The 22162-nt window shown below is 69.9% G+C and carries 17 protein-coding genes; 12 read left to right on the top strand and 5 right to left on the bottom strand.

The annotated features are described in order from the left end of the window. Positions 1-253: 253 nt before the first annotated feature. Both D7X74_RS16395 and D7X74_RS16390 read right to left on the bottom strand, forming a co-directional pair. Positions 254-781 (bottom strand): hypothetical protein, encoded by a 528-nt coding sequence (locus D7X74_RS16395; protein ID WP_120533909.1) that lies wholly within the window; start codon positions 779-781, stop codon positions 254-256. A 9-nt stretch (positions 782-790) separates the two neighbouring features. Then, complete coding sequence (locus D7X74_RS16390; protein WP_120533908.1) at positions 791-1267, bottom strand: hypothetical protein; 477 nt, start codon at positions 1265-1267, stop codon at positions 791-793. 309 nt (positions 1268-1576) lie between these two features. Here D7X74_RS16390 and D7X74_RS16385 point away from each other — a divergent pair, with 309 nt between their 5' ends. The 7 genes from D7X74_RS16385 to D7X74_RS16355 all read left to right on the top strand — a co-directional run bounded on the left by D7X74_RS16385 (position 1577) and on the right by D7X74_RS16355 (position 12335). Beyond that, positions 1577-2698 (top strand): serine hydrolase, encoded by a 1122-nt coding sequence (locus D7X74_RS16385; protein ID WP_120533907.1) that lies wholly within the window; start codon positions 1577-1579, stop codon positions 2696-2698. Positions 2699-3041: 343 nt separating this feature from the next. Beyond that, complete coding sequence (gene uvrA, locus D7X74_RS16380) at positions 3042-5585, top strand: excinuclease ABC subunit UvrA (RefSeq protein WP_120533913.1); 2544 nt, start codon at positions 3042-3044, stop codon at positions 5583-5585. A 131-nt stretch (positions 5586-5716) separates the two neighbouring features. Continuing rightward, positions 5717-6763: a uroporphyrinogen decarboxylase gene (gene hemE / locus D7X74_RS16375; RefSeq protein WP_120533906.1), complete on the top strand. Its 1047-nt coding sequence runs from the start codon at positions 5717-5719 to the stop codon at positions 6761-6763. A gap of 134 nt (positions 6764-6897) precedes the next feature. Next, positions 6898-8199, top strand: a complete 1302-nt coding sequence (fadI, locus tag D7X74_RS16370) for an acetyl-CoA C-acyltransferase FadI (RefSeq protein WP_120533905.1) — start codon at positions 6898-6900, stop codon at positions 8197-8199. Next, a complete protein-coding gene (fadJ, locus tag D7X74_RS16365; protein ID WP_120533904.1) occupies positions 8199-10436 on the top strand; it encodes a fatty acid oxidation complex subunit alpha FadJ in 2238 nt (745 codons plus the stop codon). The genes fadI and fadJ overlap by 1 nt, the downstream gene beginning before the upstream one ends. Positions 10437-10536: 100 nt before the next feature. Then, positions 10537-11676, top strand: coding sequence for a mannosyltransferase family protein (locus D7X74_RS16360; protein WP_233602122.1), 1140 nt, complete (start codon positions 10537-10539; stop codon positions 11674-11676). Continuing rightward, positions 11673-12335, top strand: coding sequence for a class I SAM-dependent methyltransferase (locus tag D7X74_RS16355; RefSeq protein WP_120533902.1), 663 nt, complete (start codon positions 11673-11675; stop codon positions 12333-12335). Before D7X74_RS16360 ends, D7X74_RS16355 begins: the two co-directional genes overlap by 4 nt. Before the next feature lie 7 nt (positions 12336-12342). On the opposite strand, the gene D7X74_RS16350 is transcribed toward D7X74_RS16355, so the two are convergent. Together D7X74_RS16350 and D7X74_RS16345 are read right to left on the bottom strand one after the other, a co-directional pair. Beyond that, complete coding sequence (locus D7X74_RS16350; protein ID WP_120533901.1) at positions 12343-13179, bottom strand: ChbG/HpnK family deacetylase; 837 nt, start codon at positions 13177-13179, stop codon at positions 12343-12345. Positions 13180-13188: 9 nt separating this feature from the next. After that, a complete protein-coding gene (locus D7X74_RS16345; RefSeq protein WP_120533912.1) occupies positions 13189-13977 on the bottom strand; it encodes a glycosyltransferase family 2 protein in 789 nt (262 codons plus the stop codon). Between the two features lie 136 nt (positions 13978-14113). Here D7X74_RS16345 and D7X74_RS16340 point away from each other — a divergent pair, with 136 nt between their 5' ends. The 3 genes from D7X74_RS16340 to D7X74_RS16330 all read left to right on the top strand — a co-directional run bounded on the left by D7X74_RS16340 (position 14114) and on the right by D7X74_RS16330 (position 18288). Then, entirely contained in the window at positions 14114-15067 is a 954-nt protein-coding gene (locus D7X74_RS16340) for a diguanylate cyclase (protein ID WP_120533900.1), read from the top strand. 168 nt (positions 15068-15235) lie between these two features. Beyond that, positions 15236-16816, top strand: a complete 1581-nt coding sequence (locus D7X74_RS16335; RefSeq protein WP_120533899.1) for an ATP-binding protein — start codon at positions 15236-15238, stop codon at positions 16814-16816. Next, on the top strand, positions 16813-18288 hold the full coding sequence (locus D7X74_RS16330; protein ID WP_120533898.1) for a sigma-54 dependent transcriptional regulator: 1476 nt from the start codon (positions 16813-16815) through the stop codon (positions 18286-18288). The genes D7X74_RS16335 and D7X74_RS16330 overlap by 4 nt, the downstream gene beginning before the upstream one ends. A gap of 31 nt (positions 18289-18319) precedes the next feature. Here the strand turns inward: D7X74_RS16330 and D7X74_RS16325 are convergent, their stop codons facing one another. Then, positions 18320-19666, bottom strand: a complete 1347-nt coding sequence (locus D7X74_RS16325) for a replication-associated recombination protein A (protein WP_120533897.1) — start codon at positions 19664-19666, stop codon at positions 18320-18322. 130 nt (positions 19667-19796) lie between these two features. Between D7X74_RS16325 and D7X74_RS16320 the strand changes: the two genes are divergently transcribed. Both D7X74_RS16320 and D7X74_RS16315 read left to right on the top strand, forming a co-directional pair. Further along, positions 19797-20642 (top strand): NAD(+)/NADH kinase, encoded by an 846-nt coding sequence (locus tag D7X74_RS16320; protein WP_120533896.1) that lies wholly within the window; start codon positions 19797-19799, stop codon positions 20640-20642. A 60-nt stretch (positions 20643-20702) separates the two neighbouring features. Beyond that, positions 20703-22162 (top strand): serine/threonine-protein kinase (locus tag D7X74_RS16315; RefSeq protein WP_147446582.1); only part of this gene is annotated, 1460 nt, incomplete at its 3' end.

Here is a 22162-nt window from a genome sequence, read left to right as displayed (position 1 = left end):
GCGGGGCGCAATGTGCAGCGGGGGTCTGACACGTCCTTCAAAACGACCCGCCATGTGGTTTTTTGCGGAGCCGTTGTCGATCCTCCGGGCCGCCGTTCGTCGGGGGGACAGGCGGGCACGTCAATGCACACAGGAATTCCGATATTTAAAAACTCATCGTTGCCGTGTTCATCAGCCTCGACGGCGTCGTGCAGGCGTCGGCGTTCCGGCTCGAAGAGTCGAAGACCTCGGCCACCAGCGCGCTGATCACCCGCTACGTCCGCGTGGGCGAGGTGCGGACCGGCTCATTCCCGCGCGCCTGACCGGCGTCCGCGCGCCGCCAGCCCAGCCACAGGGCGAGCAACAGGGCGGGCAGCGTGAACAGGTCCGTGACATCCACCGTGTGCAGCGTGGGTTGGATGCGGGGAAGGGGCGCACCCGCGAGCACAGCCCCGAGCATGCGGAAGGGCCATTGCAGCCCGCCCAGGGCCCAGCGCCACGCATTCCCCGCGCCGACCGAAAGCTTCGTCGCGGAGAAGCACAGCCCCGTCAGCAGCACCGCGCCCGTCACCACCGCGCGCGAAGGACGGAAGTCCCGCGCGCGGTTCCGGAACAGCTGCTCCCAGAGCGCCTGGAGCAGCAGCGGGAACATGGCGAGCCCGGCGACGTCGGAGAGCTTCCCCGTCCACCACGACGGCCAGCGCGCCTTGAACACGTGGTCGTTGAGGAGGAGCAGGACCATGGCCCCCAGCACCAGGGGATGCAGGAGGCCACTGCCAGGGAAGGGCTTCAGGCGGCGCATGGGCACGCGCTACAGCGCTTCGAGCGTCACGGTGAAGCCACGAGGCGCCTCTTCTTGCCTCGCGGACGCCTGGGCCACCGCATCCACCTTCACGTCGACCGTGCCCGGCGGAGCGTCCGCCGCGATTTCAAGGTCGAGGTTCACGCGCCACTCACACGCCTGGCCGTCCTTGAGCTCGCATTCGGGGGGAAAGTACTCGTGCAGACTGTGGCCCACCGGCGTGCCGGGCTCGGTCAGGGGAAGGGATGGGCCCGGGTTCAGGGTGGCGCCATCCCGGGTCAGCGAGGGCCGCAACCACGTGCCCGTCGTCTGCGCCGGATTCACGGGGTTCCAATGCGCGGTGACGACGACATGGAAATCCCCGCTGAGAGGCTTGGACGCCTGCTCCGCGGTGACCCGGATGAGGAAGGGCTTCGTGACCCTGGGCGTCTGCGCCGACAGGCGCACGGGGCCAAGGGCGAGCCGCTCCGAACTGACGGGGGCCATGGTCGCCTTCGATGTGGCCACCGAGCCGGCGCAGGCCACCAACAAGGCCAGACGCGCGGCCCAATGCCGAAGGCGGGAAGGGGAATGCGTCGTTTCACTCATGACTTTGAAATGACTTTCTCCCGGGTGTCCCAGCCACGCCCAGGAAGGGGTTTGCAATGCGAGGCCCGGACCCGAAGCAAGCAGGATGCCATATGCTTCACAGAAGAAGGATGGGGGCCGGCCGCGCGGTGTGGGGGTTCGCGCACGACATGGCTGTCACATCGGCATAAGACGTCCAGGCTTCACCGCACCGAACGCGGAGGGACGATGTTCCAGCGAGTGGCGTTGTTGCTGCTGTGCCTCACGGCCTGCGGAGGGAAGCGGCTGCCCACGGGCCCGGGCTCTCCGCCGGACCGCACAGGCGACGGCTGGGAGGTGGCCTCCTTCGAGGACCAGGGCCTCCAGCGCTCCTGGTTCGACTGGCTGGAGCACGACGTGGCGGAAGGCACGGTGGAGGAGCCGGACGCGGTGGTCGTCGCGCGCGACGGCCGGCTCGTCTACGAGCGCTATTGGAACGGCTTCAAGCGGGAGGACGCGCACGACCTGCGCTCGGCCACCAAGAGCCTCACGTCGCTGCTGGTGGGCATGGCGCATGAGCGCGGCCTCCTCCCGGACCTGGACGCGCCCGTGCTGTCGCTGCTGCCGCACCTGCTGCCGGTCCGGAACGCGGATCCACGCAAGGAGCGCATCACCCTGCGCCACCTGCTCCAGATGCGCACGGGGCTGGCGTGCGACGACTGGAACCCGGACTCTCCCGGGAACGAGGAGCGGATGGCGGACACCGACGACTGGGTCCGCTTCATCGTGGATGTCCCCATGCAGGACGAACCGGGCACCGTGACGCGCTACTGCACGGGCGGCGTGGTGTTGCTGGGCGCGGCCCTGGAGCACGTCAGCGGACGCTCCGTCGCGGACCTCTCCCGGGAATGGCTGTTCGCGCCGCTGAAGGTCCAGGACTTCGCCTGGCAGCCCGCGGGCAAGCGAGGCACGGACACGGGCGGCCACCTGCGCCTGCGGCCCCGTGACTTCCTGAAGGTCGGCCAGGTCGTGCTTGGCGGAGGCGAGTGGCAGGGGGAGCGCCTTGTCTCCGGGGAATGGGTGGCGGAGTCCGGCAAGGCGCTGGGGCCGCTGGGGGACGCGGGCTACGGGCTCCTGTGGTGGAGCACCCGCTTCGTCATCCAGGGCGTCCCGGTGGAGGTGTCCTTCGCGCGTGGCAACGGCGGGCAGTACGTCTTCATCGCGCCCTCGCTGGGCCTCACCGCGGCCTTCACCGCCAGCCACTACAACGAGGCCGGTTCGTCGCTGCCGCTGGAGCTGTTCGGGCGGTACGTGCTGCCGGCGGCGCTCGGGCTCGAACGTCCGGGCCCGGAGGCCGCCGCCCGGAAATGAAGGGAGGTCACGCCCATCCGATGAAAGACAGAGGCGCCCGGAGAGGGTCCCGAGGGTCTTGAAGCACCTCCGCGTGCCAGGGATTCTCGTGATCTCCTTCAGTCGTTGCCCGGTCCGGCGTTTCCATGCGGGGACCGCACGTTGAGTGCTTCGGAAGGCGGACCGCGAGCGAGCAGGTCCCAGTGCGGTGTCCATGCCTCGGGGCTCGAGCCTGCCGCATGCCGTGAAGGTGGGGGAGCGTGTCTTCTTCCGGACGGAGACAGGGACGTCGCATCGGGATTCCGACGCGTTGCGCGCGTCGTGGATGACCGCTCCCTTCGCCGTGGGCAACTTGCGCCCCGGCATGACTCCTCCGAAAACCTCCCGCACCCGAAAGACTCCCGACCTCGCCGGCTTCGTGCGCGTGCGGGGGGCCCGTGAACACAACCTGAAACACGTGGACGTGGACCTCCCGCGCGATGCGCTGGTGGTCTTCACCGGGGTGTCCGGCTCTGGCAAGTCGTCCCTGGCGTTCGGGACGCTGTATGCCGAAGCGCAGCGGCGCTACTTCGAATCCGTGGCCCCGTATGCCCGGCGCCTGATTGATCAGGTGGGCGTGCCGGAGGTGGACTCCATCGACGGGCTGCCGCCGGCGGTGGCGTTGCAGCAGCACCGGGGGGCGCCGAGTTCGCGCTCGTCGGTGGGCAGCGTGACGACGCTGTCGAACTCGGTGCGCATGCTGTACTCGCGCGCCGGGACGTACCCGCCGAAGCTGGGCCGGCTGGACTCCGACGCGTTCTCGCCGAACACGCCCGCGGGTGCCTGCCCGAAGTGCCACGGCATCGGCCGGGTGTTCGAAGTGACGGAGCGCTCGATGGTGCCCGACGACAGCCTGAGCATCCGTGAGCGCGCCATCGCCGCGTGGCCGCCCGCGTGGCACGGCCAGAACCTGCGCGACATCCTGGTGACGCTCGGGTACGACATCGACACGCCCTGGCGCGACCTGCCGAAGAAGGACCGGCAGTGGATCCTCTTCACCGACGAGCAGCCCAGCGTCCCCGTCTACGCGGGCTTCACGTCCGCGGAGGTGAAGCGGGCCCTGGCCCGCAAGGAACCGCCCAGCTACATGGGCACGTTCACCGGCGCGAAGCGATACGTGATGACGACGTTCGCGACCACCGAGAGCGCGATGATGAAGAAGCGCGTCGCCCGGTACATGGTGAGCAGTGATTGCTCGCTGTGCAACGGCAAGCGCCTGCGCCGCGAGTCGCTGTCGGTGAAGTTCGCGGGGCTGGACATCGGCGAGCTGTCCCGACTGCCATTGGATCAGGTCGCGGACCTGCTGCGCCCCACGGCGGAGGGGCGGGCGGAAGGCGCGGAGGCGATGGCCCGCGAGCATCCGGAGAAGGTCATCGTCGCCGAGCGCATCACGAAGGACCTGCTGGCCCGCATCCAGGTGCTGACGGACCTGGGGCTGGGCTACCTGTCCCTGGAGCGCACCACGCCCACGCTGTCACCGGGGGAGTTGCAGCGGCTGCGGCTGGCCACGCAGATCCGCTCCAACCTCTTCGGCGTGGTGTATGTGATGGACGAGCCGTCCGCCGGCCTGCACCCGGCCGACACGGAGGCGTTGCTCACGGCGCTGGACCGGTTGAAGGACGCTGGCAACTCGCTGTTCGTGGTGGAGCACGAGGTGGACGTCATCCGCCACGCGGACTGGATTGTCGACGTGGGGCCCGCCGCCGGTGAGCACGGCGGGCGCGTGCTCTACAGCGGGCCGCCGGAGGGACTCGCGAAGGTGGAGGCGTCACGGACGCGGCGCTACCTGTTCGAGGAAGAGGCCCTGCGCCGCCGAGCGCCCCGGAAGGCCACCGGACGTCTGCGATTGGAGGGGGTGAAGCGCAACAACCTGCGCGGGCTGGACGTGGACTTCCCGCTGGGGGTGTTCACCACCGTCACGGGCGTGTCTGGCTCCGGCAAGTCGAGCCTCGTGAGCCAGGCCCTGGTGGAATTGGTGGCCGGGCGGCTGGGGCAGACGCTGGCTCCGGAAGAGGAGGAGGGTGAGCCGTTGGACCGCGAGCCGACGGTGGCGAGCGAAGGCCACATCACGGAAGGGATGCACGCGCTCAAGCGGCTGGTGACGGTGGACCAGAAGCCCATCGGGCGCACGCCGCGCTCCAACCTGGCGACGTACACGGGCCTGTTCGACCACGTGCGCAAGCTGTTCGCGGCGACGCCCCTGGCGAAATCGCGCAAGTACAGCGCGGGCCGCTTCTCATTCAATACGGCGGGGGGCCGCTGCGAGACGTGCGAGGGCGAAGGCTTCGTCAGCGTGGAGTTGCTCTTCCTGCCCAGCGTGTACGCGCCGTGCCCCACGTGTCACGGCACCCGCTACGACCCGAAGACGCTGGAGGTGAAGTACCGCGAGCGGAACATCGCGGACGTGCTGGGGATGACGGTGGACGCCGCCTTCGACTTCTTCACGGAGGAGCCGCCGCTCATGCGGGTGCTCAAGGTGTTGAAGGACGTGGGCCTGGGCTACCTGCGGCTGGGACAGCCCGCGACGGAGCTGTCCGGCGGCGAAGCGCAGCGCATCAAGCTGGCCACGGAGCTGCAACGCACCCAGCACGGCGACACGCTCTACGTGTTGGATGAGCCCACCACCGGCCTGCACCCGGCGGACGTGGACAAGCTGATGACGCAGTTGGAGGGGCTGGTGGACGCGGGCAACACGGTCATCGTGGTGGAGCACGACCTGCGCGTCGTCGCCGCCAGCGACCATGTCATCGACGTGGGGCCCGGCGCGGGGAACGCCGGGGGCAGGGTGGTGGCGCAGGGCACGCCCCAGGACGTGGCGAAGGTGAAGGCCAGCCGCACCGCGCCGTACCTTGCGCGCGTCCTCGGGTGAGGTTGGCAACGAGGGCAACAACGGGCTCGCCCTCGGGTTCACCGCCGTTCCGTAGGCACTGGTGGCAAGGACAGGCGCCTTCCGGTACATCCGGGACCCGTGACTCCCTCTCGCCCCTCGAAGGTGATGACGTGAACGACCGACTCCTGCGCACGGCGCGCCGCCAGCCCACCGACACCACCCCCGTGTGGCTGATGCGCCAGGCCGGCCGCTACCTGCCCGAGTACCGCGCCATCCGCGGCAACATCGCGTTCCTGGACCTCTGCAAGAACCCGGACCTGGCCGCGGAAGTCACCGTGCAGCCCGTCACCCGGCTGGGCGTGGACGCAGCCATCATCTTCTCCGACATCCTCATCCCCGTGGAGGCCATGGGCATCCACCTGGAGCTCGGGGACAAGGGGCCGCACTTCCCCAACCCCCTGCGCACCGCCGCGGACATCGACAAGCTGGGCGTCCCCGACCCCGTCGAGGGCACCGGCTTCGTCGCCGAGGCCATCCGCCGCACCCGCAAGGCCCTCAACGACTCCGTGCCCGTCATCGGCTTCGCGGGCGCGCCCTTCACCCTGGCCGCGTACATGGTCGAGGGCGGTGGCTCCAAGAGCTACATCGTCATCAAGCGCCTGCTCTTCGAGCAGCCGGAGCTGGCCCACCGCCTGTTCCAGAAGCTCACCGACACCCTCATCCCGTACCTCAAGATGCAGGTGGAGGCCGGCGCCAGCATCGTTCAAATCTTCGACTCCTGGGGCGGCGAGCTGTCCCCCTACGACTTCGAGCGCTTCAGCCTGCCGTACCTCACCCGCATGGTGACGGAGCTCAAGGCGACGGGCGTGCCCGTCATCCTCTTCGGCACCAACATGACCCCGCACCTGCCGCTCCTGAAGCGCACCGGCGCGGACGTCATCGGCCTGGACTGGCGCGTGAACGTGGACGAGGGCCGCCGCATCCTGGGCCCGGACGTCGCCACGCAGGGCAACCTGGACCCGCTGCACCTGTTCCTCCCCCGCGAGGAGCTGGACGCCCGCGTGAAGGACATCCTCGGCCGCGCGGGCCCCGTCGGGCACATCTTCAACCTGGGCCACGGCATCCTCCCGCCCAGCGACCCGGACGCCGCGAAGTTCCTCGTGGACGCCGTGCACCGCCATGGCGTCGCCCTCCGCCAGGGCATCGCGCTGCGCTGAAGGCCCGTGTGGGGAGGGCGGCCCCCTGCTCGCCCGGCTGCCCAGCAATTGACTCTTGAGTCAATCCAGCGTTGACGCGGCGCATCGTGGGTCGTTAGAAGTGCGTCACTCGTCGCACAGAGGGTGAGGCACACATGGCAAGCGAGAAGCGCAACGGCCACCGTCGGGTGGCCATCGTTCGCGGATTGCGGACGCCGTTCGCGAAGGCGGGCACCGTCTTCGCGGGGCTGACGGCGCTGGATCTGGGCCGGATGGTGGTCCAGGAACTGGTGCAGCGCAGCGACCTGGATCCGAACGAAATCAACCAGGTCGTCTTCGGTCAGGTCATCCCCACGCTGACCGCGCCGTCCATCGCGCGCGAAGTGGTGCTGGCGGCGGGCCTGCCCAAGCGCATCGATGCGTTCACGGTGGCGCGCGCCTGTGCCACGTCCATCCAGGCGCTCGTGGCGGGAGCCAACGCCATCGCGCTGGGGGACGCGGACGTCATCATCGCGGGCGGCACCGAGTCCCTGTCGGACGCGCCCATCTTCACCAGCCGCCCCCTGGCGCACGCGCTGGCCGCGTCGTCCAAGGGCAAGAGCCTGCCGGACAAGCTGCGTCCCTTCCAGAAGCTCAAGGGCAAGGACCTGCTGCCCGTGCCCCCCGCCATCGCCGAGTACTCCACCGGCGAGACGATGGGTGAGAGCGCGGAGAAGATGGCCAAGGAGAACGGCATCAGCCGCGAGGAGCAGGACCTCATCGCCTTCAACTCGCACCAGAACGCGGCGAAGGCGTGGAAGGAAGGCTACTTCGCCGACGAGGTGATGCACGTCCTCGTGCCGCCCAAGTACGAGCAGTCCGCCACGAAGGACAACATCGTGCGCGAGGACACCAGCCTGGAGGCCCTCTCCAAGCTCAAGCCGGTGTTCGACCGCCGCTATGGCAGCGTCACCGCCGGCAACGCGTCCCCCCTCACCGACGGCGCCGCGGCGCTGCTCCTGATGAGCGAGGAGAAGGCGAAGGCGCTGGGCTACGAGCCGCTGGGCTTCCTGCGCTCGCACGCGTTCGCGGCGACGGATCCGGGCGACCAGCTGCTCCAGGGGCCGGCGTACGCGGCGCCCGTGGCGCTCAAGCGCGCGGGGCTGAAGCTTTCGGACATCGACCTCGTGGAGATGCACGAGGCCTTCGCCGCGCAGGTGGCGAGCAACATCCAGGCGCTGGCCTCCAAGGAGTTCGCGAAGAAGGCGGGCTTCAGCGGGCCGGTGGGTGAGATTGACCGCTCACGGCTGAACGTGACGGGTGGCTCCATCTCCCTGGGGCATCCGTTTGGAGCCACCGGGGCGCGCATCGTCACGCAGGCCCTGAACGAGCTGAAGCGTCGGAACAAGAACACGGTGCTGTGCACCGTCTGCGCCGCGGGCGGGCTGGGCGCCGCGGTCATCCTGGAGCGTGCGTGATGGCGACCAAGCATGAAGAGGTCGAGGCGAAGCAGGGCTTGAGCTACGACGTCACCGACGGCGTCGCGGTCATCACCGTGGACCTGCCGGGCGCGGCCGTGAACACGCTGTCCCCGGAAGTGGGCACCGCGTTCACGCAGCTCCTGGAGCAGGCGGAGCGCGCCCTGGACGTGAAGGCCGTGGTGTTCATCTCCGGCAAGAAGGACAACTTCGTCGCCGGCGCGAACATCGACTTCCTGCAGACCATCAAGTCCCCGGACGAAGTCGTCGCCATCAGCCGCGCCGCGCACGCGGAGTTCGACCGGCTGGAGGCCTTCTCCAAGCCTGTCGTCGCGGCCATCCACGGCGCGTGCCTGGGCGGCGGCCTGGAGTGGGCGCTCGCGTGCCACTACCGCATCGCCACCGACAGCCCCAAGACGAGCCTGGGCCTGCCGGAGACGCAGCTGGGCCTCATTCCCGGCGCGGGCGGCACGCAGCGCCTGCCCGAGCTCATCGGCGCTCAGGCGGCCCTGGACCTCATCCTCACCGGCAAGAACGTGAAGGCGTCCAAGGCGAAGAAGCTGGGCATCGTGGATGAGGTGGTCCCCGTGCCCATGTTGAAGCGCATCGCGTTGCAGCGCGCGGCGGAGCTGGCGGCGGGCACGCTCAAGGTGGAGCGCGCGCACCAGGGCTTCAAGGCCGTGGCGGCGAGCGGCAAGAAGAAGGGCATCGCGGGCCTCTTCCAGGGCCTCATCAGCAAGGACCTGTGGGCGGAGGCGGCGCTGGAGGACAACCCGCTCGGCCGCAAGGTGCTCTTCGACCAGGCGAAGAAGGCGCTCCTGAAGAAGACGCGCGGCAAGTACCCGGCGCAGGAGAAGGCGCTCCAGGTCATCCGCGTGGGCCTGGAGTCCGGGCGCAAGGCGGGCCTGGAGGCGGAGGCGAAGGCGTTCGGCGAGCTGGTGTTCACGGACGTGTCGCGGCGGCTGGTGGAGATCTTCTTCGCCACCACGGCGCTGAAGAAGGAGAACGGCACCGCCAACGCCAGCGTGAAGCCGCGCGAGGTGAAGAAGGTGGGCGTGCTGGGCGGCGGCCTGATGGGCGGCGGCATCGCCTACGTGGCGGGCGTGCTCCAGGGCGTGCCGGTGCGCGTGAAGGACAAGGACGACGCGGGCGCGGGCCGCGCGCTCAAGCAGGTGCAGACGGTGCTGGACGAGCGCGTGAAGCGCCGCTCGCTCACCCACCGCGAGTCGTCCGCGAAGATGTCCAACATCAGCGCGGGCACCGACTACAGCGGCTTCAAGTCGGTGGACCTCATCATCGAGGCGGTGTTCGAGGACCTGAAGCTCAAGCACAAGGTCATCGCGGAGGTGGAGGCCGTCACCGGCCCGGACACCATCTTCGCGTCCAACACCTCCAGCCTGCCCATCACGGAGCTGGCCAAGGGCAGCAAGCGGCCCTCGCAAGTGATTGGGATGCATTACTTCAGCCCGGTCCACAAGATGCCGCTCTTGGAGATCATCACGCACCCGGGCACCGCGGAGTGGGTGACGGCGACGTGCGTGGACGTGGGCCGCAAGCAGGGCAAGACGGTCATCGTCGTCAACGACGGGCCGGGCTTCTACACGTCGCGCATCCTCGCGCCGTACATGAACGAGGCGGCGTACCTGCTGGCGGAGGGCGCGGACATCGTCCAGTTGGACAAGGCGCTCGTGGACTTCGGCTTCCCGGTGGGCCCCATCACGCTGCTGGACGAGGTGGGCATCGACGTGGCCCAGAAGGTGGGCCCCATCATGGAGGCCGCGTTCGGCAAGCGGATGGCGGCGCCCAAGGCGCTGGAGGGCGTCATCTCCGACGGACGCCTGGGCCGCAAGACGCAGAAGGGCTTCTACCTGTACGAGGACGGGAAGAAGAAGGAGGTGGACCCCTCTGTCTACCTGCTCCTGCCGCACGGCAAGGACCGCAAGTCGCTGGACCCCGCGGAGATGGCGGAGCGCTGCGCGCTGCAGATGGTGAACGAGGCCATCCGCTGCCTGGGCGAGGGCATCCTGCGAAGCCCCCGCGACGGCGACGTGGGCGCCATCTTCGGCCTGGGCTTCCCGCCGTTCCTGGGCGGCCCGCTGCGCTACGCGGACAGCCTGGGGCCCGCCCACCTGCTGCGCAAGCTGGAGCACTACCAGGACAAGTACGGCGAGCGCTTCACGCCCGCGCCGTTGCTATTGGAGAAGGTGCGGGCCGGCAAGGGCTTCTACGACGCGTGACGTCGTGACGGACCGGGGCAGGGGAGGGGGCCGCAAGGCCTTCCCCTGGCCCGGGGCATGGAGCCCGGCTTGACGGCGGGGGCGGTTCTGGACCAAGGGCATGCCCCGAATGGTCCGCTCCGCTCCCCGTGCCGTCCTGACCGCAGGCCTCGCCGCGCTGGTGGTGTGCACCGTGCTGGTGACGGTGGCCGCGCTCGCGTTTCCCCTGGGCTACAGTCCCGCGCGGCCCACCTGGCCGGGGGCTCCCACGCTGCTGGGCTGGGCGCACTTCGACGCCGGCTGGTACGCGCACATCGCGACGCACGGCTACAGCTACACGCCCGGCCAGCAGAGCCCGGTGGCGTTCTTCCCGCTGTACCCGCTGGTGCTGCGCGGCCTGGGCCTCTTGCATGTGGACACGTTCCTCGCGGGGATGCTCGTCACGATGCTGAGCGGGCTGGGGGCGCTGTACGTCTTCACGCAGTGGGCGCGCACGCGGGCGGACGAGGAGGCGGCGCGCGACGCGGGGCTGCTGCTGGCGTTCTACCCGTTCGCGTTCTTCCTCTACGGGGCGATGTACTCGGACGCGCTGTTCCTGCTGCTCGTCATCGGGGCGTTCCTGCTGCTGGAGCGGGGGCAATTGGGGCTTGCCGTGCTGCTGGCCGCCGTGGCCACCGCGGCGCGGCCGGTGGCGCCCGCGCTGGTGGTGGGGCTGCTCGCGCGGCGGCTGGAATGGAAGCACGAGCGCGGCCAGAAGTGGAGCCTCGTGGACCTGCTGCCGGTGTTCGCGGCGGCGGGCTTCGTGCTGTACGTGCTGTACCAGTGGAAGGCGTTCGGGGAGCCCTTCGCGTTCGTGAAGGTGCAGTCCGCGCCGGGGTGGGACCAGAAGCCGGGCTGGCGCACGTGGGCGAAGCTGCGCTGGTTCCAGGGCTTCAGCCGGGACATGTCGCTGTCGGACGGCCTGCGGCTGGTGGGGCACGCGGCCGTCACCCTGGGGGCGCTCGCGCTGGTGTGGCCGTGCGCGAAGCGGCTGGGGTGGGGCTATGGCGTGTACACGCTGGCCATCGTCGGACTGCCCGCCATGTCCAGCAAGGACTTCATGGGCATGGGGCGCTACCTGCTGGCCGCCTTCCCCCTGTTCCTCACGCTGGCGCTGCTCCTGCGCGAGCGTCCACGGTGGAAATGGGGCGTGCTCGCGACGAGCCTGGGGTTGATGCTGGCGCTGACGGTGGCGTTCGGCGCCGCGGAGTACGTGTCATGAGCCGCGGGCTCCTGGCGCAGGCCCTGGAGCGCTACGCGGGGCTGCCCGCGAGCGAGCGCTTCCATGTCCACGCGCGCGCATCGTCGGCGCCACTGCTCGCGGTGGCCTCGCGGCTGCCAGCGGGGACGGTGGCGGACATCGGCTGTGGGCACGGGTTGTTGTCCGCGCTGATGGCGCTCGCGGTGCCGGAGCGCCGGGTGCTGGGCGTGGACCTGGATGCGCGCAAGGTGCGCTGGGCGCAGGAGGCGCTTTCGGGGCTGCCCAACGTGACGCTGGCCGTGGGGTCGGTGGAGCAGCTGGCGGCGGAGCATTCCGGGACGCTCGACGCGGCGGTGGTGTGCGACGTGCTGTACCTGCTGCCGGAGGCGCAGTGGCCCGCGTTCCTCAAGGCCGTGCGCGGGTTGTTGAAGCCCGGGGGGCGCTTCCTGTTGAAGGAGGTGGAGGGGGATCGCTCCTGGAAGCACGCGAAGGCCCTGGCGCAGGAGTGGGTGATGGTGTCGCTGCTGGGGCGCACGAAGGCCAGCGGAGGCATGGTGCTCCGGCCGCGCGTGGACGGCGTGCGGATGCTGCGCGACGCGGGCTTCGAGGTGCGCGAGGTGGTGGGGCTGGGCGAGGGCTACACGACGCCGCACCTGCTCTACGACGCCGAGGCGCGCTGATGGGGCTTCAGCCCAACGCGCCGTAGTTCGCGAGCGCGATGTCCCGCTCCACGAGCTTCGCCTTCACCCGGGGGCTCGTGAGCGCCGCCAGCTCCGCGCCCCAGCCATAGCGCCACGCCGGGTCCTCCGGCACATGCGGCGCGCCTTCCCCCGGATGGCACCCCAGCTCGAAGTCCCCCGCCGGCAGCGCGTCCAGCACCGCCAGCAGCGCGGGCTCATCCAGCCGGCCCGCCTCGAACACGCCTCCCGCGCTCACCCGACGCACGCCCGGACGGGCCCGGGGCGCCGTGCGCGCCAGCACCGCCAGCACCGTCGTCTTCAACGCCGGCCCGGGAGCGCGCAGCCACGACGCACGCGGCAGCGCATCCGGCCACCGCAGGGGCAGCCCCTCCCGTGAGGCCATGCCCTCCACCACCGAACGCACCCCCGGCAACAGGTGCAGGTGCTGGTGCCCATCCAGGTGGTCCACCTGAGCGCCCAGCTCCCGAGCGCGGGCGAGCTGCGCGGACAGCTCCCGCTCCAGCTCCTCGCGTCGAACCTGCCCGGTGAGCCACGCCCGTGCGAAGTCCGCCCAACTGCCCCGGAGCCGCCCGTCCGGCGCCACCGTCCGCACCGACTCCGAGGGCGCGGCGCACCGCAGCCGCGTGGACAGCGCCAGGTGCACGCCCACCGCCAGCCCCTGCGCCTTCGCGAGCCCCACCGCCTCCGCCGCCGAAGGCCCCATGGCCAGCAGCGTGGCGCTGGTGACGATGCCGTCGCGGTGGGCCTTCAGGATGCCCGCGTCCAGCGACGGGTGCAGGCCCAGGTCATCCGCGTTGACGATGAGGCGCGTGCGCGGCGGCATGGGGCGCCCCTACCCGCGCCCCGTGGTGCCCGTCACCGGACGCAGCGGCTGCACCGACGGCGGCAGGCGCACCGGCTGCAAGGGCGCCGTGGGCGTGCGCGTCTCCGGGTACAGGCTCACCAGCTCCTTCACCATCTTCAGGATGACCGACGGCGAGGCCAGCGTGGAGATGCCGCGCGTGCGCGGGAAGTAGTCCACGCCCATCTGGAACACCCGGAAGCCCTTGCGGATGGCCTTCACCACCAGCTCCGCGTCGATGAACGAGCCCTGGCTCTTGAGCTCCATCGACTCCAGCACCCGGCGGTGCATCAGCTTGAAGCTGAAGTTCACGTCCTTGATCTGGATGTCGAACAGCGCCCGGATGAGCAGGTTGTAGACGAACGAGTACACGATGCGCTTGGGACCCTCGCTCGTGCGGTCGAACCGGAAGGCGCAGATCATGTCCGCCTCCAGGTACTCCATCAGGTGCAGCGCCCGCTCCACCTCCCGCATGTCGAACGGCAGGTCGATGTCCGAGTACAGCACCAGGTCCTTCGTGCTCGCCGTCAGCCCCGTGCGCATCGCCCCGCCCAGCTTCAGATTCACCGGGTGGGTGATGACCCTGAGCTGCGGCACCTTCGCCGCCAGCGCCTCGCAGACCTCCTGGGTCCGGTCCGTGGAAGCGTCGTTGACGACGATGATTTCGAAGTCGTCCGTGAGCTTGGGCAGCACTTCGAGGGCGCGACTCACCGCGCGCTCCACGTAGTCCTCCTCGTTCCAGGCGGGGAAGAACAGGCTGATGCTCGGGTACTTGGCCACGGTCGTCATCTCGCGTCGTTCCGTCAGAAAGGAAACGGCGCTCGCTACCAGAGGGCGAGGTTCCGAGGCAAACCCCATGGCCTTCCCCGTGACAAACCCCTAGAGTACCGTCTAGTCATCATTTTACGGGGACACGGTGAAAACCAAGCCCTTCACGCTGCTGGTCGTCGACGATTCGCAGGCGCTGCTGCCCCACCTGGTACGCACGCTCGGCCCGGAGGACTTCGCCCTCAGGGTGGCGCGCTCCGGGCCGGAGGCCCTGGGACTGACCCAGGAGGTAGATGGCGTCCTGCTCTGCCCCGGCGAAACGAACCCCACGGAGGCCCATGCGCTGCTGGAGGCGCTCACCCCACCTGCTCCCACGTCGTCCCGGCCGCCGGTGCTGGTGCTCTCCCCACCGGAGGACAAGGCCCTGAGGCTCGCCGCGCTCCGCAGGGGGGCTGAGTTGATTTTGACCCCCTGGGACGAGGAAGAGCTGCGACTCCGGCTATACCGGAGCCTCGAAACGTACCGGAAGTGGACAGAACTTCACTCCCAGGTAGAGGAACTGCGGCGCCTGGCCGTCACGGACGGCCTGACCCAGGTGCACAACCACCGCTACTTCCAGGAGCGGCTGCGCGAGGAGTTCCGCCGCGCGCAGCGCTACGACGAGAGCCTGTCGCTCATCCTGGTGGACCTGGACCACTTCAAGAACATCAACGACGCCCACGGCCACGGCGCCGGGGACCGGGTGCTGCGGGAGGTGGCCGCCTCGCTGCAGCACAGCGTGCGCGAAACCGACCTGGTGGCCCGCTACGGAGGGGAGGAGTTCGCCATCCTCCTGCCCTGTACCCACCTGCCGGGAGCCCTCACCGTCGCGGAGCGCGTGCGCAGGGGCGTTTCCGACCTGCATGCGGGCCCGGAGGGGGCCCTGCGCGTCACGGCATCCCTGGGGGTCTCCAGCTTCCCCCACCGCGCCATCCTCACCCCGGAACAGCTCCTGCTGACCGCCGACGAGGCCCTCTACCGCGCCAAGCGCGAGGGTCGCGACCGCATCTGCCTGCACCCGCCCGCACCCCTGTTTTCGGCACCACCCTCCCGGGTTGGCTGACCCGGGGGGGTCATGTACCCGGGGTCAGACTTGACCCGTTTGGGTGTGGTGGGTCTATGATGACCTTGCCCCTTTTTGTCAGGTCCTGGAAAATGGGCGTGATTCCCGGGGCTTATCCAAATCTCGGGTTTGGCAAGGCCATTGCAAATGTCGGAACCCGGAAACTTCATGGGAACCCTGGTGGCACAGGCACAAGCGCAGGACCCAGTCGCCCGCGGGCGGCTGCTGCTCGTGGACGACGAGGAGAACATCCTCAAGTCCATCCGGCGGGTGCTGCGGCGGGGTGAGTGGGACATCGAGACGGCGACGGACGCGGAAGCCGGCCTGCGCACGCTGGAGCGGTTCCACCCGGAGGTCGTCATCTCCGACTTCCGGATGCCGGGGATGAACGGGGTGGAGTTCCTCACCCAGGTGAAGCAGCAGGAGCCCCGGGCCCAGCGCATCATGCTGACGGGGCAGGCGGATCAGCAGGCCATCGAAGAGGCCATCAACCGCTCGGAAATCTTCCGCTTCATCTCCAAGCCCTGGAACGACAGCCACCTGGTGCTCACGGTCAAGAGCGCCTTCGAGCAGCACGCGCTCCAGACGGAGAACGACCGGCTCTACCGCGTCACGCAGGAGCAGAACGCGGAGTTGAAGCGCCTCAACGCGGACCTGGAGGAGCGCGTCGCGGTGCGCACGCGCCTCTTGTCCACCGCGAAGCGCGAGTGGGAGCTCTCCTTCGACTGCATGGAGACGCCGCTCGCGGTGGTGCGCGCGCGGGACTTCGCGGTGCGCCGCGCGAACGTGGCGTACGCGCAGGTGGCGCGCCGCTCCATCGAGGAAGTGCCCTCCGACGTGCCGTGCCACCAGTACCTCTTCGGCCGGGACACGCCGTGCGCGGGCTGCCCGCTGCCCTCCGCCATGGAGAGCGGCAAGGGCGCGCGCGGGGAAGTGCAGCAGGGCGGGCGCAGCTACGTGGTGGCCGCCTATCCGTTCGCCGGCGACGACCGCGCGGTGTGCACCTACCGCGACGTCACCGAGGAGCAGGCGATGACGCGCCGGCTCATCGAGACGGAGAAGATGGCGGCGGTGGGGCAGCTGGCGGGCGGCGTGGCGCATGAAATCAACAACCCGCTGGGCGGCATCCTCGCCTTCGCGCAGCTCATGTCGCGCGACGCGGGCCGCAGCAGCAACGACCTGGAGTCGCTGAAGCTGATTGAAGAGAGCGCGCTGCGCTGCAAGCGCATCGTGGAGAGCCTGCTGAAGTTCAGCCGGCACAGCCGCGTGGAGGACCGCCGCCTCTTCGACGTGTCCAAGTGCGTGGAGGACGCCGCGGTGCTCTTCCGCGCGCAGCTCAAGTCCATGCCCAAGGTGGAGCTGAAGCTGGGCCTGAAGGACGGGCTGCCCAAGGTGTACGGCGACGCGGGCCAGCTCGCGCAGGTGGTGCTCAACCTGCTGCAGAACGGCCTGTACGCGCTGCCCGAAGGCAAGGGGCGCCTGTCCCTGGAGACGGGCCGCGAGGGCGACCGGTGCTTCTTCGCGGTGGCGGACACCGGGACGGGCATTGAAGAGCGGCACCTGCCGCGCATCTTCGAGCCGTCCTTCACCACCAAGCCTCCGGGCGAGGGAACGGGCCTGGGCCTGTCCATTGCCTACCGCATCGTCCAGGACCACGGGGGCACCTTCCAGGTGGACACCCACGTGGGCACTGGCTCCCGCTTCACCGTCTTCCTGCCCATTCCCCTGCAGCTCGAGAGGTTGCCGTGAACCAAGTCAAGCGCGCCAAGGTCCTCGTCGTGGATGACGACTCCGTCGTCCTCAAGGCCGTCACCCAGATCCTCCAGCGGGAGGGGCACCCCGTCGTCGCCATCGACGACGCGGTGGAGGGGCTCGCGGCGGCGAAGGACCCGTCCATCGACGTGGTCGTGCTCGACATCAAGATGCCGCACCTGTCCGGCATGGACCTCTTGCGCGCCATCAAGGCGGACCGCCCGGACGTGGAGGTCATCATGATGACGGCCTTCGCCACCGTGGAGACGGCGGTGGAGGCGGTGAAGGCGGGCGCGTACGACTACCTCACCAAGCCCTTCGAGAACATCGACGAGGTGAGCCTCACGGTGGCCAAGGCCGCCGAGCGCAAGTCCCTCAAGGACCGCACGCGCGCGCTGGAGGAGGCGCTCACCGCGCGCAGCCAGTTCGAGGACCTCATCGGGCAGTCGTCGCAGATGCGCGCCGTGTTCAAGCTGGTGGAGACGGTCAGCCACTCCACCGCCACGGTCCTCATCCAGGGTGAGAGCGGCACGGGCAAGGAGCTGGTCGCGCGCGCCATCCACTACCGCAGCGCCCGCCGTGACAAGCCCTTCGTGGCCGTCAACTGTTCGGCGCTGACGGAGACGCTGCTGGAAAGCGAGCTGTTCGGCCACGTGAAGGGCAGCTTCACCGGCGCCACCGGCAACAAGAAGGGCCTCTTCGAGGCGGCCGACGGCGGCACCATCTTCCTGGACGAGATTGGCGACGTGCCCCCCGCCACCCAGGTGCGCCTGCTGCGCGTGCTGCAGGAGGGCGAGGTGAAGCGCGTGGGCGCCAACGAGCCCGTGAAGGTGGACGTGCGCGTCATCGCCGCCACGCACGTGGACCTGTCGCGCGCCAAGGAGCAGGGCAAGTTCCGCGAGGACCTGTTCTACCGGCTCAACGTCATCACCATCGACCTGCCGCCCCTGCGCGACCGCCCGGAGGACGTGCCGCTGCTCGCGCACCACTTCCTCAAGGTCTACACCGGCAAGGCGGACAAGAAGGTCAACGGCATCAGCCCCCGCGCCATGGAGGCCCTCACCTGCAACCGGTGGACGGGCAACGTGCGCGAGCTGGAGAACGTCATCGAGCGCGCGGTGGTGCTCACGGCCAACGAGGCCATCGACGTGGAGGACCTGCCGCCCGGCTTCCAGGCCGCGCCCCAGGCCGACTCGGCGGTGGAGGTGTTCAGCCTGGCGCACCTGCCGTACGCCCAGGCCAAGCGCCTGGCCATGCGCGCCTTCGAGCGCCGCTACCTGTCCGCGCTGCTGGAGAAGAACAACCACAACGTGTCCAGCGCGGCGCGCGCGGCCGGCGTGGACCGCTCCAACTTCCGCCGCCTGCTCAAGCAGTACGAGGTGGCCGGCCGGAGCATGAAGCCGCGCCAGGGCAAGGGGCCGGACTCGGACACCGGGCCGGGCGTTCCCGTGCTCGAAGCCGTGTCCTGACGTTGAGCCCCGCACGCGGGAGGAGGGCGCTTCAGCCGTCCTCCCCGGGCTCGCGCTCGCCCCCGGCTTCACGCCGCGCGGCGAGCTGCTGCTGGATGTTCTCGTAGCGCTCGGACAGCTCCGCCTCGAAGCCATTGCGCGTCGGGGTGTAGAAGCAGCGGGCGCGCAGCGCTTCGGGCAGGTACTCCTCCGGGACGTAGTTGCCCTCGAAGTTGTGCGGGTACTTGTACCCGCCGCCGTAGCCCAGCGACTTCATCAGCTTCGTGGGCGCGTTCCTCAGGTGCAGGGGCACCGGCAGCGCGCCCTCCTTCGTCACGGCCTCGCGCACGGCGGCGTAGGCCGCGATGACGGCGTTCGACTTGGGCGCCAGCGCCAGGTACGTCACGGCCTGGGTGAGGGGCAGGGTGCCTTCGGGCAGGCCCATCAACTGGAAGGCCCGGAGCGCGTCCACCGCCACGCCCAGCGCGCGCGGGTCCGCGTTGCCCACGTCCTCCGACGCGAAGATGACCATGCGGCGGAAGATGAAGACGGGGTCCTCGCCCGCCTCCAGCATGCGCGTCATCCAGTACAGCGCCGCGTCCACGTCGCTGCCGCGCATGGATTTGATGAAGGCGCTGACGACGTTGTAGTGCTCCTCGCCGCCCTTGTCGTAGAGCAGCAGCTTCTGCTGGAGCGCCTCCTCCGCCACCTTGCGGTCCACCGCCGTGCCGCCATGGGCCGCGGCGGCCTCCAGCGCGGTGAGGGCCTTGCGCGCATCCCCACCGGCCGCGTCCGCGATGAAGTCCAGCGCCGCGTCGTCCACCGTCACCCGGCCGCCCAGGCCCTTGGGGTCCGCCACCGCGCGGCGCATCACCGCCACCAGCTCCTCCTGCTCCAGGCCGCGCAGGGTGATGACGCGGCAGCGGGACAGGAGGGCGGCGTTCACTTCGAAGGACGGGTTCTCCGTGGTGGCGCCGATGAGGGTGACGGTGCCCTTCTCCACGTGGGGCAGGAGCGCGTCCTGCTGCGACTTGTTGAAGCGGTGGATTTCGTCGATGAAGAGCAGGGTGCGCTGGCGGTTCAGCTTCCAGCGGTCCTGGGCGCGGGCCACCGTCTCGCGGATGTCCTTCACGCCCGCGAGCACGGCGGACATCGTCTCGAAAGCGGCGCCGGTGGAGCGGGCGACGAGCTGGGCGAGCGTCGTCTTGCCGGTGCCCGGTGGGCCCCAGAGGATGAGGCTGGGCACCTGGTCGGCCTCCAGGGCGCGGCGCAGGAAGCGGCCCTCGCCGGTGAGGTGCTCCTGGCCCAGGTATTCGGAGAGCGTGGTGGGCCGCATGCGCTCGGCGAGCGGCGCCAGGGAGGCCGTTTCCTTCTGGCTGGCGTGGTCGAACAGGTCCATGTCGTCCCTGAACCTAGCGTCCCAGCCGCTCCCGCGCCCTCCCGATGTCCCGGGGGGATGTCCGGCGTCGGACCGGTGCGTCAATTCCCTTGCCCCTCCGGCTGGCCGCCTGGACTAGAACCCGGGGGGCGTGCAGACCCTGGTCATCGTCGCGAAGCGAGACACCCCGCAGGCCACGGCCCTGGCGGCGGAGATCCATGAGCGCTACCCGCACCTCACGGTGCTGGCGGACCGTGCCCTGGCACATGCGCTGAACTGGCCGCGCGTGGAGGACCGGGAGCTGGCGGCGCGCGCGGACGCGGTGGTGGTGCTGGGCGGCGACGGCACCCTCATCTACGCGGCGCGGCTGCTGGGCGGCCGCAACGTGCCCATCATCGGCGTCAACCTGGGCAGCCTGGGCTTCATGACCGAAGTGCCCGTGGAGGAGCTGTTCACCCGGCTGGCGGACGTGCTGGCGGGCGACTTCCACGTGGACTCGCGGATGAAGCTGTCGTGCCGGCTGATGCGCGGGGGCAAGGTCCTCATCGAGGATGAAATCCTCAACGACGTGGTCATCAACAAGGGCGCCCTGGCGCGCATCGCGGACCACGAGACGTCCATCGATGGCGTGCCCATCACCACGTACAAGTCGGACGGAATCATCCTGGCCACGCCGACAGGCTCCACCGCGTATTCGCTGTCCGCGGGCGGGCCCATCGTGCACCCGTCGGTGGACTGCACCATCCTGTCGCCCATCTGTTCGCACGCGTTGACCCAGCGGGCCATCGTGGTGCCGGCGGACCGGACCATCCGCATCACGCTCAAGAGCGAGACGGCGGACACGTACCTCACGCTGGACGGACAGACGGGCCACTCGCTGCAGACGGGGGATTGCATCGAGGTCGTGCGTTCGCCCAACCGCGTGGGCCTGGTGCGCAACCCCCGCGTGGCGTTCTTCACCATCCTCCGGCAGAAGCTCCACTGGGGCGAGCGCTGAGCCACGCCGTCGGGTGTGGGGCTCCCCTCGTGACACGGGGGTAGGGTACCCTCCGGCCCCGTGACGACGGGTTCCCACACGACGCGGTTCGGGAAGTACGAATTGCAGCAGCGCCTGGGGGCGGGCGGGATGGCCGTGGTGCACCGCGCGCGCTTCACGCTGGCGCCGGGCGTGTCCCGCTCCGTGGTCATCAAGCGCGTGAGGGACCCGTACGCGCAGGACCCGGCCTTCGTGCGGATGTTCCTCAACGAAGCGCGCATCTCCATGGGCCTGAGCCACGGCAACATCGTGCAGGTCTTCGACTTCGGTGAGGTGGAGGGCGAGTACTTCCTCGCGATGGAGTGGGTGGACGGGCAGCCCCTGTCGCACGTGCTCAAGCGCTCGAAGCTGAAGGGGCTTTCGCACCTGCCCGCGCCGCTGGCGGTGGGGCTGGTGCTGGAGGTCTGCAAGGGCCTGCACCACGCGCACACCCGCCGCGACGAGGAGGGCCGTCCGCTGGGGCTGGTGCACCGCGACGTGTCGCCGGACAACGTGCTCGTCAGCTACGAGGGCGAGGTGAAGCTGTCCGACTTCGGCATCGCGAAGGCGCAGCTGTCGGATCAGCCGGAGACGGAAGCCGGCGTGGTGCGTGGCAAGTACATCTACCTGTCCCCGGAGCAGACGCGCGCGGAGGCGTTGGATGCGCGCTCGGACGTGTACACGACGGGCGTGGTGCTCTTCGAACTGCTCACCGGCCGCCGACCGGTGGAGGGGGATGCGCATGCGGTGATGGAGCGCATCGCCAAGGGAATGGTGACGTCCGCGCACCAGTACGTGCCGGAGCTGGACGCTTCGCTCGTGGCGCTGGTGTCGCGGGCGCTGGCGCTGCGGCGCGAGGACCGCTTCACCAGCGCGGAGGACTTCCAGCGCGCCCTGGCGGAGTGGCTCGCGTACCGGGCGCCCCTGTTCCCCGCCACGACGCTGCGACACCTGATGGGCTGGCTGTTCGAGGAGGAGCTCAAGCTCGCGGGGCATGAGCCGCGCATCCCCGCGTCCTTCCTGCGCCAGGTGGCCATCTGGACGGGGGAGGACGTTCCGGGCGGAGCGGGGGAGCCCGCGACGGCGTCCTCGGTGCACCGGGCGCTGGACTCGGCGTATCCGCAGGAGCGGGAGACGGGGGCCGCCCTGGAGCCGCCTCCGCCGGAAGCGACGCGTGGGTCGGTGCCCGTCTGGATATGGGGGGCGCTCGCGGCGGTGGTCCTGGGGGTGTTCGTCTGGCGGGCGGTGGTCCCCGAGATGTCGGCCTCTCCCCTGCGAAAGCTCCAGGTGGTGACGAATCCGCCGGGCGCGCAGGTGCGCTGGGATGGCACGCCGGTGGGGATGACGCCGACCACGCTGGAGGTGCCCGAGGGGAAGGCCTCCCACCGGTTGGAGCTGCTGTTCGTGGGCTACCAGCCCTGGACGACCACGGTGTCGGAGTCGGAAGTGCCCGAGCGCGTGCAGGTGGCGCTGGAGCGGTTGGTCGCGGAGAAGCCGAAGCC

The organism is Corallococcus sp. CA047B, from assembly GCF_003612065.1.
In the GTDB taxonomy this organism is placed as follows: Bacteria; Myxococcota; Myxococcia; order Myxococcales; family Myxococcaceae; genus Corallococcus; species Corallococcus praedator.
Note: the sequence above shows the minus strand (reverse complement) of the source record. Positions and strands in the feature narration are given on the sequence as shown.